The sequence below is a fragment of the Lentilactobacillus parafarraginis DSM 18390 = JCM 14109 genome, assembly GCF_001435895.1.
Lineage (GTDB): Bacteria > Bacillota > Bacilli > Lactobacillales > Lactobacillaceae > Lentilactobacillus > Lentilactobacillus parafarraginis.
Window position 1 is genome coordinate 1 of the sequence record NZ_AZFZ01000032.1, and the last position, 14,332, is coordinate 14,332.

Sequence of the window (14,332 nt, forward strand, 5' to 3'; positions counted from 1 at the left end):
AAAGTGTCCAACTTGCAGGGTTCACTTCACCTCACAGCTATTTAACCCGCAGCTTTTGGCCCGGATGAATCTGGGAGGCCGATGACAGCCCATTCATCCGCATTAATTCTTGGGTCGACAAGCCGTTATTGACGGCAACCCGATACATCCCCTGGCCGCTTTGAACAGTCGCGTATTCGTGACCGTTCGCCGTGGAGGTTTGATTCGTTGTATTGGGTTGCTGGGTTGACTGAGAGCTGGTATTAGTGGCCGGGGACGCTGCTGATGAGCGCGTTGAGCTAACTGTTGGCGATGATGATCTAGCCGGCTGCCGAGTCGTCGCCGCCGATTTTGCCGGCGTTACCGACTTTCTTGTCGCCGACCTGGTCCGCGTAGGCTGAGAAGTCGCCCGCTTCTTATCAGCTGACGTCTTGGTTACACTAGATTTGGCTGCTGAAGATTTTTTTTTTGAATTATCCTGTTGTGAAACCGTCACTGTCGACTGATCGTGATCACTTTTACCGACAGCGCTTTGCTTGGCAATTCCGTATACCAACGATACTAAGGCAATGACGATGATTAACGTCACCAGAATGATCGTCACCATATTGTGACTGTGGCTTTGCTGCCGGAGTTTGACCCGGGATAAATTGCCATGTTCATCACGATCACCAGAAAACGTCTGGTTCCAGGGCTGGTCCTCATCGGAACGCTTGTGATCCCCATTTGAATTCATATAGACCCCTCCTTATTCGGAATATAGACATTCTCATTCTATCATCAAAATAATTCGAATTCCCTTAATTTTTTAATAAAAATAATTTATTTAACGTTGTCCGCCAGTCGTTTTGCGGAAAACGAGATTCATCATGGCCCTGATCCAAGTATTTGTGATTGAAATCGGCGACTTCCTGCCAAAAAGGATTATGAAAGTCACAACAGAATGATCCGTTCATCTCAGCCGACATCGGTTCATCAAATACGCTGAGCAGAAACTTCCGGCGGCAACCCACAGTATCAATATACGCGATCATTTTTTGAAGTTCTGCCCGGCGCATTTGACGATAATGCTGAAGCTGCTGGATCGTTTGGTCGGCTGACTGCTGACGATCATAGTAATATTGAATGACGCGAAACGCCTCGTTGGCGGCCAGTTGTTTGGGGTGTTTGAATAAATAGCGAATTGTGTCATCATCCGGATAATTATTTTCAATCAGGTTCTGCTGAAGGTACTGATCATTCGGTTCGGACAGCAACACTGCGACGGCCGGCTTTGAATCCCGGCCTGCCCGACCAATTTCCTGCATGTAGTTTTGAACGTTGCCCGGCATGTGATAATGGATCACAAAGCGGACATTGTTCTTGTCAATTCCCATACCAAATGCGCTGGTGGCACAAATAACATTGACGTCCCCATTCATAAACTGCTGCTGAATTCGAAAGCGTTGCGGATTATCCATACCGGCATGATAAGCAGCGGCGATCTTACCGGTTTGTGCATTAATCAGGTCCGCGAGTTGCTCAGCAGCTGCCTTACTTGAAAAATAAACGATTCCCGCCCCGCTGAACTGATCAACCAACGTCATCAGCAGCTGATTCTTCGCGGGCTGATTTTCACACTTCGCGACGCTTAGAAAAATGTTTGCCCGGTTGACAGGCATCACAATTTCCGTAACTGCTGAGCGATCCATCGCCATCTTATCAATAATGTCGTTTCGCGTTCGTTGCGTTGCGGTTGCCGTCATCATTAAAGTTAACGGCTGCTTTAACGCTTTTCTCACCGCGCCTAGTTTCAAATAGTCCGGGCGAAAATCCGGTCCCCATTCGGAAATGCAGTGCGCTTCATCCACTACCAGAAGGCCGACGGCTAATTCCTGAAGCCGACGACTCACCTGGGGATTACTTAACATTTCTGGTGACGCGTAAATAAATTGGTATTGTTCAAGGTGCTGTAAGGTGGTCCGACGTTCGGAAAAATCCATCGCGGATGTTAACGCAACGACTCTTTTTGAACCCAGGTATTGGAGGCGGCTGACCTGATCCTGCATCAGAGAAATTAGCGGTGAAACAATGATAACCCGTTGATGAGTGGCGATAGCATATAGTTGGTATAGCAGCGTTTTACCGCCGCCAGTCGGGAGGACCGCCAAAACGTCTTCGTGGTTAAGGAGGGCTTTAATAATTTCCTGTTGGCCCGGCCGAAAATGATCGAATCCAAACTTTTGTTTTAAAATTACTCTAAGATCAACCATTCTGGCCGCCCTCCTTTCCAGTCGCTGCCGAAACCCGCGCCCGTTTAATTTGAAATAATCTGAAATCAAAAAATGAGATGCCTGGCAACCGTTTAGAAAGGCTTTGATAAGCCCAATTTCCAACTTGATCCGGCGCAATTGCGGCTAATTGCTGCTCAGTTGGCGGCGCAAGCAATCGGGTAAACGGAACGTCGGCAACCGGCAGCACAATGGCCGCCTCAAGCAAATGCTCGTAGACGGTGGTCAATTTAATATGTCGCCTGCTGGCAATCTGCTGATACGACAACGTTGGGTCCTTTAAAAACAGTTGAAACGTTGTTAACGCGCTGGCAGAAATCACCGGTTTTGAAAGGCCTTGCAGCAGTGGTGTGACTTGTTTCGACGCGCTCTTTACCAAAAATGCCAGCAATTGAGCGCTTAACAACAGATTTATCAACTGAATTTGGCCAATGGGCTGGCCCAGTTGATTGGCCATCTGCTGATCGGTTCTCCCCGCAACCCGGTGACCAGAGAAATTGCTGACCATGATTTCGGCGAAGTTGTCGTTACGAAGGCCGCCTAAAAAATCATTGAGTAACTGATATACAGCCTTTGGCAATTCAGTAGATTTATTGGCCAAGAAAAACCGCTTCACAATCTGACGATCGATAAACGACACGGTTTGGGGATAATAATGGGCGTTCCCATAGCTGTATTCGGAGACAACTTGGACTAAAAAAGTGAACCGCGTCATAAAGGAGCCCACTTCAAAGCGGCTGGCCCATTTAAGATCGTTCATATCCGGGACTTCCGATAGGAGAAAAGCCCGTTTGGCATCCCCCTGCTTGGTCCGCCTGACCATCTGATTGTCATCAACCTGAAGCACTCCTGAACGACGCATGTGCGCGACTGATGGGATGCTGTCTGGCAGGTCGATGCCATGAAGGGCGCCAAAAAAATCGAGCATGTTGTATTGCAATGCCCAATATAAATTCGAAACGGTCCGCCGGCCAATCAGAATGTTTTTAATCGCCTTTGGTCGGCGCCATGCAGATGAGGATGTAAATATTAATAAAAACGGCTCAAGCTCCATTTCCGGTGCTCCTTTATGTGCGGGCCCAACTTACCCAATTTTAGAGGTCATTTATGACTAGAAATCCACAGTCAAAAAGAGGCCGGGGAACTTCCCAACCTCTTTGGCTTTGAAGAATGCTTCCACTATCAGTGTACAATAGCTGGCACCATTTATATACGTTTAAAGGACTGACAATCTTTTAATTCAATCATCGTAACTTTAGTCGGGGTAAGATTTTATCTTTAATGCCGTAGAATAACCCGCCAACAATCACACCTTTGATCAGGTTAAACGGCACAACTCCGTACAGAATGATTGAGGATAACGGCAAGCTTAATTTGAAGCCGATCAGGTTGATATATAACGGAATAACGGCAATCCAGTTGGACAATGACATGATAATGGCTAGTGAGACGGCCATTAGACCAATCACCAAACTAATTTTGGCATATTTCTTAGCCGATGCAAACCAACGATTACCCCAATAAAACGCCAGAATTAAGGTAATTGACGATAACAACGACGACCCAACCCCGATGAATCCGGGAATGGATGCCCCGGTTGTCACCCAGTAAAGCAATGACTTCAACCCGGCAATTGTGATCCCGCTAACCGGTCCAAACAGCACCGCCCCAATCAAAATTGGCATATCGGCAAAATCGATTTTCATGAACGGGACGATTGGGATGATTGGAAATGAGAAAAACATCAGAATGTACGAGCATCCCGCTAATACCGATAATTCGACCAACCTCGTTGTCATGACTTGCTTATTACTACTATGTTCCATCAGAAAAATCCCTTTCTTCCAATGGTTAATCTTCAAAAAAGTCCTGACGAAATCATCAGGACTTTAAACGTGTAGTGAAAATTTAATCTTCTACATACCAGACTTTACTGTCGGTACTGGAATTACACCAGTTCAGCGTGATTACTCACGTGTCGCGGACTATCACCGCCGGTCGGGAATTACACCCTGCCCTGAAGACAAACCAAGTTATTTAATTAACTTAAATATACCAAATTTTTGTTGAATGTCAACGCTTTCTATCTTGCGCCATTTTTTTAAGCTCCTCAACTTCATGAGGTTTCAATGGTCGATAGTCGCCAGGCTGTAATCCATCAAGGTTTAGGAACCCGTAACTTTCTCGGCTGAGTTTTTCAACCGGGTGATTCAAAGCCATAAACATTTTTTTAACCTGATGATTGCGGCCTTCATGAATCGTTAAAGCCACAATGGAACTATTATTATTTGTCCGAATGACGTTTGCTTTGGCACTGGCGGTTTTGCGACCGTCAATCCGAATCCCGGTTCGCAGTTGTTTCATATCGTCATTGGTCACGATTCCCTTAACCTTCGCAACATAGGTTTTCTCAACTTCATACTTCGGATGGGTTAAATGATTATCCAATTCACCATCATTGGTGAGCAGCAGCAGTCCGGAAGTATCGTAGTCCAAACGGCCCACCGGATAAATCCGTTCGGGGACTTCTTTTAACAAATCCACCACCGTCTTTCGGTGCTTATCATCACTCACCGCGGTAATCACGCCCCGGGGCTTATAAAGCAGGTAATAGACGGGGGTTTCCTTGGAAATTGGCACTTCGTCAACCTTAATTTCGTCATTGGCAGTGACTTTGGTTCCCAGTTCCTTAACCACCTTACCATTTACTTTGACGTGGCCGGTGGTAATCAACGTTTCAGCCTTTCGCCTTGAAGCAACCCCGGCATGGGCCATGACCTTTTGTAATCGTTCACTCATTTTTTGTCTCCTGTCCGTTTGTCATCAATTTGTTCGTTAAATCTTGTTAGTAATGAATCACTGGTGTCATCATCAAGCACTTCCGATTTGGATAGTGGCGGTAAGTCAGCCAGGGATTTCAGACCGAAGTAATCCAAACAGAAATTAGTAACGCCATACTGCTTGGGATTGCCGACTTCCTGTTTAACGCCGGTAATCACTAATAGGCCCTGGTTCAATAGTCGATGAAGAATTGCGGAGCTATTAACCCCGCGAATTTCATCCACTTCAATGCGGGTAATTGGTTGATTATACATGACAATGGCAACCGTCTCAAGGGCGGCTTGCGATAAGACCCGTGGCTTAGCATCGGTCACGTAGCTTTGCACAAGGTCTGCCAAATCATCTTTGGTTCCTAATCGATAAGTATTATCGCTCACCAATACTTTAAAGGCCGAATTGGGATCAGTTTGAAAATCAGTTGCGATTTTCTCAATGAGTTGTCGGCAGGCGGAAAGTTCCAATCCAGTCCGGTGCGCGATTTCGCGCATCTGGATTCCCTGGTCGCCGGATGCGTAAAGTAACGCCTTGATTTTCGCAAGATTACTGCTCACCATATGCGGGCCCCTTTCGAATTTCAATTGCCGATTCTTGGCTTTGCTGATGGAGGCGGACTTCGTCGTATTTGGTCATTTCCAAAATTGCCAAAAAGTCCGTCACAATTTCCTCAGGCTTGCTGTGATCTGAGATGAGGTTGTTAAAAAGCAGGGATTGATCACTGGTATTCAACAAATGACGCACCAGTTTAGTTTGGCTTTCAATGGTAAATTCCCATTCATGAACCGTCGTCGACAGTGGCTGGTTGTAGCGAAAACGCTTCAGAGCGTCAACGTAGCTTGCCATTAAATCGCCACGGTCAAACGGCGACGGCTCGATAAGTTCAGCCTTAGTCGCCGGCATCGTCAGCATTTGTCTGGTAAAACTTAATCGGCGAACCGCCTCCCGTTTTTTTAATTGCCCAGTAACCGCCTTGTATTGCTGGTAGGTAATGAGTTGGTTGACCAAATCCTCGCGAGGGTCTTCATCGGCCTCGTTATCTGAGTCGTCGCTCATAGTGGGCAGCAGCATTTTTGATTTAATCACCATGAGTTTGGCGGCCATCACAAAATAATCCCCAATAATATCCAGATTCAGCTTCTGGGCATCATAAATATAGTCCATGTACTGCTGGGTAATTTTGGCGATTGGAATATCGTAAATATCCATCTTTGAAGCTTGAATGAGGTGCAGCAAAACCTCAAGCGGCCCATCAAAATCATTTAAATGCAGTTCGGGTTCAACGTTATGATCCATGGTTTTTTGACTGCTCCCATTTTGTACAAATTTGTTTGGTGTCAAAACCGCCGATAATCCGATTCTTTGGATAAAGTGATTGTAATTCATTTAACAGCTGATCGTAATTTTGCTGGGTGCGGCTTTGCGGCGCCAACACCAGGCGATGGATTAACAGCTGATCAGCGTGAATTTCAATTCCAACCAGGCCGGCCCAGTTGTCATGGGCATCCTTCCACAGGTAGATCAACCGCTCCTCTTTATCTGCGTACCAATCCATCTCTTGAGTGACCAGGCGCATATCTTGAAGATCGGACACCAGTGAAAACAACCCCATCGTAATTTTTTCATAATCTTTTCGATATTGGTATAGCATATTTAGTCCATTCCCTTTGTTCGTGGATGAAATTGATTGTAAACCTCTGATAGGTGCCGATGGGAAATGTGGGTGTAAATCTGAGTCGTCGAAATATCAGCGTGGCCCAATAATTCCTGAACAATTCGCAAATCAGCACCGTTTTCCAGTAAGTGGGTCGCAAACGAGTGGCGCAGTGTATGGGGAGTCACGTGGCGCTTAATCCCGGCTAACTTCACATACTTTTTAATCATCTGCCAAATTGCCTGCCGGGTGAGCTGACGACCGTGGGCATTTAGAAAGACAAACTCGGTATTGGGCCGATTCTTCAATAGTTCTTGGCGGGTCGTTGTCAAATACCGATTTAACCAATCAATGGCAACGTCACTAATCGGAATGATCCGCTCACGATCACCCTTTCCAATTGTTTGAATCAGCTTCATGGGTAAGTGAAGGTCAGCCAGCCGTAAATTGACAAGTTCGCTGACTCGCAATCCCGTCGCGTACAGGGTTTCCAGAATTGCCCGGTCACGCACCCCTAACGATCGGGAAACGTTTGGCGTTGCCAGCAATGAATTAACTTCGGCAACCGTTAAAACATCCGGGAGCGTCTGGGCCTTCTTGGGCGAATCCACCTTGAGCATGGGATCAGATTTGATGATGCCAAATTGGGCTAAATACTGAAAAAACTTTCTGAGACTGGAAACCGCCCGAATAACGGTACTCCGCGACTTGCCCGCTTGCTGCAAAGATTCCAAGTAATTTAAAATTAAAAATTGATCAACTTGGGTAAAATCAGTTGCCGTTTTCTGAAAATATGCCAGGGCTTCCTGCAAATCCTGACGATAGCCAACGATTGTGTTTTTAGAAAGGCCGCGTTCCACGATCAGAAAATGCAAATAATCTTCGAGTTGATCTTTCATTTACTCCGCCTGCTTTTTAAGGGTAATATGCCCGTCTTGCTGGGTAATCAAACTTTCTTTGAGCAAATGGCCCAGCGCCCGCTTAAACGCGCCCTTACTGATTCCAAAGTAAGCCTTAATGTCATCGGGAGCACTCTTGTCACTGAAGGCAAGCGAATGCGACGCTTCATGTTCTAATGCCGCCAAAATCATTTCCGCGTCTTCACCAATTTCCTGGTAGGCTCTTGGTCGGGTGGAAATATTAATTGAGCCATCGCGAAGCGTCCCAATCACGCGGGCTTCAACTTCTTCACCCAAACGCGGTTCCTTCAACCGTTCACTGGGATGCAAGAATGCTAAATGAAAATCCTCGGTTAACAGCCGGGTCCCTGATAGTTTTAACCGGTAAGCCCGGGCCTTAATATTCTGGTTTTGCAGGCGGCCCTCAACCGGCCGGGAAATCGCATTAAAGATTTCTTCGTCCGCAAGATGGCCCCAAATACGGGCCTTATTATCAACGGTCAAGCAAATTAACAGTTGATCACCGTCTTGAGGCCAGAGTTCGCGAACGGTCGGCAACTCATCGATTGACACAACAACGTCCTTATTTGGCAGACCGATATTTACAAAAACGCCCAACCCAAACTTGGCTTTAACCACGGTTCCAAAAGCGTAGTGATCACGCCGAATTTTGGGTAAATTTCGCGTGATTTGCATTTTATGCTGCTCATTCTCGTAGGTAAAGCCGGTAAATTTAGCCCCCATTTTGAAAGGCTTTTTAACCTCAGCCTTATCCAACTGGAAGGTTTCGCCTTCAATTTGAATGAAGTAATCCTTATCATTTTCATCAGTCACTGTGCCAGGTAAAACCTGGGCCATTAAATTCTTGTCCATATTAGTCTCCGTTCTAGAATCGTCCTGTGTTCATTCTACACGTTTTGAAATTAAAATTCGACTCCGAACAAAAACAGCCGAGTAAGCACACTGCCTACCCGACCATTTTTAAAATTTTAATCGTTTAATCTACTAAATGAGTCAACCTCATTAAAGTGAGCTTGAAGCACCGTGATAGATAACCCCACGATGTGAATCAATGGTAATCAACTCACCATCTGAGATCTTAGTAGTAGCCCCTTGAGCACCAACGATAACTGGAATGCCCATTGAGATACCAACAACAGCAGCGTGTGAAGTTAAGCCACCACTTTCAACAACGACGGCGCTAGCCTTTTCGATTGCTGGAAGATAATCTTTATCAGTTGACTTAGCAATTAAGATGCTGCCTTCAGTTACTTTGCTCTTAGCATCGGCAGCGTCCTTAGCAATCACAGCCTTACCAATAACGGTCTTGTCACCAACCCCTTGGCCTTGAACCAACTTTGAGCCGATTAATTGAATCCGCATCAAGTTAGTAGTTCCACTCTCGCCAACTGGAACACCGGCAGTGACGATAATTAAGTCGCCTTCCTTGGCCAGACCAGTTTCAAGGGCTTTTTTAGCAGCAAGTTCAAATATTTCATCACTGCTCTTAACTTCATCAACCAAGATTGGGTGAACACCCCAGTTAACCATCAAACCGCGACGAGTCCGTTCGTCAAAGGTTAATGCCAGGATGTCTGCATCTGGATGGTACTTGGAAATCATCCGGGCAGTGTAGCCTGAAGTGGTTGCAGCAACGATTGTATGAATGCCTAATTCTTTGGCAACCCGGGCAACTGAGTCACCGATTGATTCAGTAACGTCACTTGCGTCAAAGGTTGGCCGTGGTGTCCCAAATTGATCAAACGCATTTTCAGCCTTGATGTCAATTCGAGCCATTGTTTGAACTGATTGAACAGGATATTCACCATTGGCACTTTCACCTGAAAGCATGGTTGCATCAGTACCATCAAAGACGGCATTGGCAACATCAGATGCTTCGGCACGAGTAGGCCGTGGGTTTTCCTGCATTGAATCAAGCATTTGGGTAGCCGTAATAACCGGCTTACCTAATTGGTTACATTTCTTAATCAATGTCTTTTGAACCAAAGGAACGTTTTCAGCGGGAATTTCGACACCCATGTCACCACGAGCAACCATCAAACCATCTGAAACTTTGATAATGTCATCAAAGTTGTTGATTCCTTCTTGTGATTCAATCTTAGGGAAGATTTGAACGTGTTCCATGTGCTTTTCTTCAAGTAAAGCCCGAATGTCCAAAACATCTTGTGGTTTACGCACAAATGATGCGGAAATAAAGTCGATATCGTGATCCAAACCGAATCGAATATCGTCAGAATCCTTTTCAGTAATTCCTGGCAAATTGATTGAAACACCTGGGGCGTTGGTTCCCTTACGAGAGCCAAGGATCCCATCATTTTGGGCAGTGACAACCAATTCATGAGTGGCTTCGTCCTTCTTCTGAACGACAGTGTCTAGTAAGCCATCATCAAACAAAACGTGGCCGCCAACATGAACATCATCATAAAGGCCCTTGTAAGTAACGGCAATTTTTTCCTTAGTACCTTCAAGGCTGTCATCCATTGAAATTCTGAACGTATCGCCAGTCTTAAAATCGAGTTTGCCACCCTTTTGAACAGTTGTCCGAATTTCGGCACCCTTGGTATCAAGCATAATTCCAACGGTTTTGCCCGTCTTCTTTTCTGCTTCGTGAACCTTGTTTAAACGATCCAAATGTTCTGGATGGTCACCATGTGAAAAATTAAATCGAAAAACATTGGCCCCGGCTTCAATTAATTTAACGATGGTATCAACATCGGTACTTGCGGGTCCCAATGTACTTACGATCTTAGTTTTCTTCATAAGTAAAATCTCTCCTTCGGTTTTTTGGACACCCCAATTTTCAATCAATTTTACTCGATCGGCCATCGGGCTTCCTTTTAGATTCCACACCGTATTTTATCACTTTTTTCATGATGTGTCGTTGTCATTTTTAGGTGTCACCAACTTTCAAGTGAGAACCATCACGGATAAAATCCACTATTAGCGACAATGAAAGCCTTTACCATTCACAATTTTATCTACAAAAATTACTTATAAATAACATTATTTTGACCGAAAATTGTGATCAATTTATCTTTAATAATCCCCCCGGAAGCCAAATTGAACTGATTAGCAAGCTGCCAAGTCTTCTTAGAGGCCGTTTCATGAACCACGACCGGCACGTTACCGCGTTGATCGCTGGTTAATGCGCTAAGTTTGTGAAATGCTTGATTTTTATCATGCTGATCATCAATGCGCAAATACCATTTGCCAGAAGCGCCCTGCTTCTTTAAGCGCTGCTGGGCATTATCCGCGGGTTCCAGCGTATTGGCAACGACCTGGATTGCGTTGGTCTTTTCAACCTTACCAGTAATGACCACGACCATATCTTTATGCAGCCAGGATTGGACTTGGGTGAAAAGGTTCGGAAAAACGGTAACCGACATATCACCGACTTCATCGTTACCGTCAAGAAATGCCATCTGTTTGCCGGTCTTTGTCCGAATAACCTTCACTTTCGTGAGATAAAGAATCAGTGAAACATGATTCATCCCCTCAGTCAGCTGGTTAGTGGCCTTGGCAGAAATCCGCTGGCCCAACGCGTGGAATTTTTCAACCGGATGGCCAGAAAGATAGGCGCCGAGATACTCATTTTCCTTCTCTAGACGGTCCATAAGCGCCAGTTCAGGCTTTCGCGGCACCGTTGGTTCCAGGGCCTTAAAGAGGCTCAGGGAACTACCAGAGAGCTCAATTGAACTGATAAATTCGGGGGTTGCGGCCAACAGTTCCGAACGGTTGAATTGAAACCCATCCAATGCCCCAGCGTAAATGAGTGCGTCAATCAGTTCAGGCTTCCGATATTTCGCCGGCATTCTGGCTAACAGGTTGGGGAAGGATTTAAACGGTCCGTTTTGATCCCGTTCAGCCAGAACATCGACAACCATGTCGTGACGAACCCCCTTAATTGCCGCCAGCCCAAACACAATTTGCTGATTTTGAAACGAAAAGGCCGCCTGGCTGTGGTTGATGCTGGGACCAGCAATTTGGACGCCCATCGATTTGGCATCCAAGAGGTATTCCTTCATTTTGACAGGGCTATTTTGGACCGAATTGAGTAGGGCAACGTGAAACGCGCCCGGATAATAAACTTTTAGATAGGCTAATTCATAAGCCATTTTACTGTAAGCCACCGCGTGGGACTTGTTGAACCCGTAGTTGGCAAACTTTTCAATGTAGTTAAAGACGTTTTCGGCCACTTCCGCTGAGTGCCCGTTTTTAGCAGCCCCAGCCATGAATAAACTTTTCATCTTGTCCATGACCTTAAGCTTCTTTTTACTCATGGCTCGCCGCAAAATGTCGGCCTGTCCAAGTGAGAAGCCGGCCATTTTAGCGGCAACCAGCATCACCTGTTCCTGATAGACAATCACGCCATAGGTTGGCTCAAGCAGGTCAATCAATGAGTCATCTGGATAGTCGATTTTTTGCTGGTGGTTTTTCCGTTTAACCACCTCGTCGATGTTCTCCATTGGACCAGGCCGATAAAGGGCATTCACCAGCGCAATATCTTCAAATCGTTGGGGATGCAAGCGCCGCAAGACATTTCGAATACCCGCCGATTCAAACTGAAAGACCCCGGTCGTGTCACCGGCGGCAAATAACGCAATGGTCTTTGGATCATCCAACGGAACTTGAGAGATGGCAACCTTCTTACCGGTTGCCCGTTGAATTTCCGCAAGGGCATCGGCCAAGATTGTCAGATTTCGCAATCCCAGAAAATCAATTTTTAACAAGCCAACTGATTCAACGTAGTCTTTAGAATACTGGGTCATCAACAACCCATCATTACCATCTTGGAGGGGAACCAGATCAACCAAAAGATTATCGCTTAATACTAATCCGGCAGCGTGAGTCGAATAATGCCGCGGCAGCCCTTCCAACGTTCTGGCCGTTTCAAAGAGGGCTTGATTCAAAGAACTGTCAGCGATAAGATTCTTTAACTGCTGGGAATTTGCATAGGCGTCTGCCAAGGTAATGTGAAAGGCGCTGGGAATCGCCTTGCTCCAAGTGTCTTGCTGCCGGGGTGTCAGCCCAAATACCCGGCCAACATCTCTGGTGGCTTGCTTAGCAGCCAGCGTTCCAAACGTAATAATCTGGGCAACCCGATCATGCCCATACTTTTGATGAACGTATTGGATCACCTCGTCACGCTTATCATCTGGGATATCCAAATCAATATCCGGCATTTGCACCCGCTCCGGGTTCAAAAACCTTTCGAAAAGCAGGTTGTATTTGATCGGATCAACATCGGTGATGAAGAGCGTATAGGCCACCAGTGAACCGGCTGCCGACCCCCGGCCGGGGCCGGTCACAATCTTGGCTTGGTGAGCAAAATTGATTACGTCCCATACAATTAAGAAATAATTGTCAAACCCCATTGAATCGATGACGCCAAGTTCCCGATCCAAGCGCTGCCGGTAAACGTCCCCATCAGTCACGTGATTGGTTGTTAGTCGGGTCTTGAGACCGGTCTCACATAATTGTCGCAGGTAGTCCTTTGAACTGAGGCCATCTGGGGTTTTAAACTGTGGAAGCTTAGGCTGTTGCTTTTTAATTTCAACGTTACACTGATCGGCAACGGCTTGGCCGACTTTCAGCGCCGCGGTTAAATGCATTTGCTGATAAGCCTGGACAACCTGATCATTTGGCTGCAGCCAATACGGCCCAACCTGATGACTTAACTCGGCGACATTTGTCAGCTTATCGCCCGAATCAATCGCCTTTAATACCTGCATTGGGAAATAATCCGCCGCGTTCAGATACATCACCGGACTATCAGCAATCACGTCGACTTGATTATCAGCGGCGGTCTTGGCCAGCATGTCAACCACCGTATCAGCAGCGTGATAGTCGGCAGCGAATTTAATGGACGCCCGATCAATCCCTAACGCCGTTAACTGATCGACAATTTTGGCAATTTCGGTTGCCCGCCCCTGAAGGATGAGATCGTTAATCTCTGCTAACGGCGGAAAAATCAGGTAGAGATCCGCAAGGTCAGCTGCGATATCGGTAACTGCCACGTCGTCAGAGCCAGAATTCTTAGCGGTCGAGATCGCCAGCAGATGTTGATAGCCGGCTTGGTTTTTGGCGAGCAGAACAACTGGATAACTTTGATCACTTCGGACAAATCCGGGAAGATCGATTGTCAAACCAATGATCGGCTTAATACCAGCCCCAACGCAGGCATCGTAGAATTCAACGGCCCCGTACATCACATTATGGTCCGTCAGCGCAAGCGCGGCATAACCACGTTGCTTGGCGGCGGCAACCAAGTCTTTAATTCGAATTGGGCTTTGAAGTAAGCTGTAAGAACTGGTGATTTGGAGTGGAACGTATGCCAATTGATTTCCCTTCTTTCATACTCAAATTATACCAAAGAATTTGGCTGGCAAAATGAATTCGCTATTAAATTCAGAGTGATTTTTGTGTTAAAATATGCTAAAATACCATTGATTGTCAGGAGGCTGGATAATATGAAACTATTAGCTTCAAACGTCGTAGTTATTTTCTGGGCAATCATTTTTGGCGAAATTATTGGGTACATCGCTTCAAAGCTTGAAGTTGTCCCATACAATTATATGCAAATTGGTGGCGTTGCCGCGGTGGTTGCACTCATTGCCGTTAACGGGATCTATCTGATTAGCAAGGATTCATACGCTAAACAATGATTTAGAAAA

The 14,332-nt window shown here is 46.0% G+C and carries 13 protein-coding genes and 1 riboswitch; of the genes, 1 reads left to right on the forward strand and 12 read right to left on the reverse strand.

What is annotated here, in order from left to right:
* Positions 1-37: 37 nt before the first annotated feature.
* The 12 genes from FD47_RS08325 to dnaE form a co-directional block, all read right to left on the reverse strand.
* Positions 38-715: a LysM peptidoglycan-binding domain-containing protein gene (locus tag FD47_RS08325; RefSeq protein ID WP_054734918.1), complete on the reverse strand. Its 678-nt coding sequence runs from the start codon at positions 713-715 to the stop codon at positions 38-40.
* 64 nt (positions 716-779) lie between these two features.
* Positions 780-2,231, reverse strand: a complete 1,452-nt coding sequence (locus tag FD47_RS08330) for a RecQ family ATP-dependent DNA helicase (protein ID WP_054734916.1) — start codon at positions 2,229-2,231, stop codon at positions 780-782.
* Entirely contained in the window at positions 2,224-3,303 is a 1,080-nt protein-coding gene (locus tag FD47_RS08335) for a helix-turn-helix domain-containing protein (RefSeq protein ID WP_054734912.1), read from the reverse strand. The genes FD47_RS08330 and FD47_RS08335 overlap by 8 nt, the downstream gene beginning before the upstream one ends.
* Before the next feature lie 190 nt (positions 3,304-3,493).
* Complete coding sequence (locus FD47_RS08340; protein ID WP_040538066.1) at positions 3,494-4,075, reverse strand: ECF transporter S component; 582 nt, start codon at positions 4,073-4,075, stop codon at positions 3,494-3,496.
* Positions 4,076-4,156: 81 nt separating this feature from the next.
* A riboswitch (FMN riboswitch) is annotated at positions 4,157-4,278 on the reverse strand.
* Between the two features lie 44 nt (positions 4,279-4,322).
* On the reverse strand, positions 4,323-5,048 hold the full coding sequence (locus FD47_RS08345; protein ID WP_008214722.1) for a pseudouridine synthase: 726 nt from the start codon (positions 5,046-5,048) through the stop codon (positions 4,323-4,325).
* The gene (gene scpB / locus FD47_RS08350) at positions 5,045-5,644 is read right to left on the reverse strand and encodes an SMC-Scp complex subunit ScpB (protein ID WP_054734909.1); all 600 of its coding nucleotides are present in this window, start codon (positions 5,642-5,644) and stop codon (positions 5,045-5,047) included. The genes FD47_RS08345 and scpB overlap by 4 nt, the downstream gene beginning before the upstream one ends.
* Complete coding sequence (locus FD47_RS08355) at positions 5,631-6,380, reverse strand: segregation and condensation protein A (protein WP_056980501.1); 750 nt, start codon at positions 6,378-6,380, stop codon at positions 5,631-5,633. The genes scpB and FD47_RS08355 overlap by 14 nt, the downstream gene beginning before the upstream one ends.
* The gene (locus FD47_RS08360; RefSeq protein ID WP_054734907.1) at positions 6,370-6,735 is read right to left on the reverse strand and encodes a hypothetical protein; all 366 of its coding nucleotides are present in this window, start codon (positions 6,733-6,735) and stop codon (positions 6,370-6,372) included. Before FD47_RS08360 ends, FD47_RS08355 begins: the two co-directional genes overlap by 11 nt.
* Positions 6,736-6,737: 2 nt before the next feature.
* On the reverse strand, positions 6,738-7,637 hold the full coding sequence (xerD, locus tag FD47_RS08365) for a site-specific tyrosine recombinase XerD (protein WP_054734904.1): 900 nt from the start codon (positions 7,635-7,637) through the stop codon (positions 6,738-6,740).
* Positions 7,638-8,510: a CvfB family protein gene (locus FD47_RS08370; protein ID WP_008214727.1), complete on the reverse strand. Its 873-nt coding sequence runs from the start codon at positions 8,508-8,510 to the stop codon at positions 7,638-7,640. It lies immediately after the preceding gene.
* Positions 8,511-8,660: 150 nt separating this feature from the next.
* Positions 8,661-10,418, reverse strand: coding sequence for a pyruvate kinase (gene pyk / locus FD47_RS08375; protein ID WP_040538067.1), 1,758 nt, complete (start codon positions 10,416-10,418; stop codon positions 8,661-8,663).
* 227 nt (positions 10,419-10,645) lie between these two features.
* Complete coding sequence (gene dnaE / locus FD47_RS08380) at positions 10,646-13,996, reverse strand: DNA polymerase III subunit alpha (RefSeq protein WP_056980503.1); 3,351 nt, start codon at positions 13,994-13,996, stop codon at positions 10,646-10,648.
* Between the two features lie 132 nt (positions 13,997-14,128).
* On the opposite strand from dnaE, the gene FD47_RS08385 reads away from it, so the two are divergent.
* Complete coding sequence (locus tag FD47_RS08385; RefSeq protein WP_171034975.1) at positions 14,129-14,323, forward strand: DUF2929 family protein; 195 nt, start codon at positions 14,129-14,131, stop codon at positions 14,321-14,323.
* Positions 14,324-14,332 lie beyond the last annotated feature (9 nt).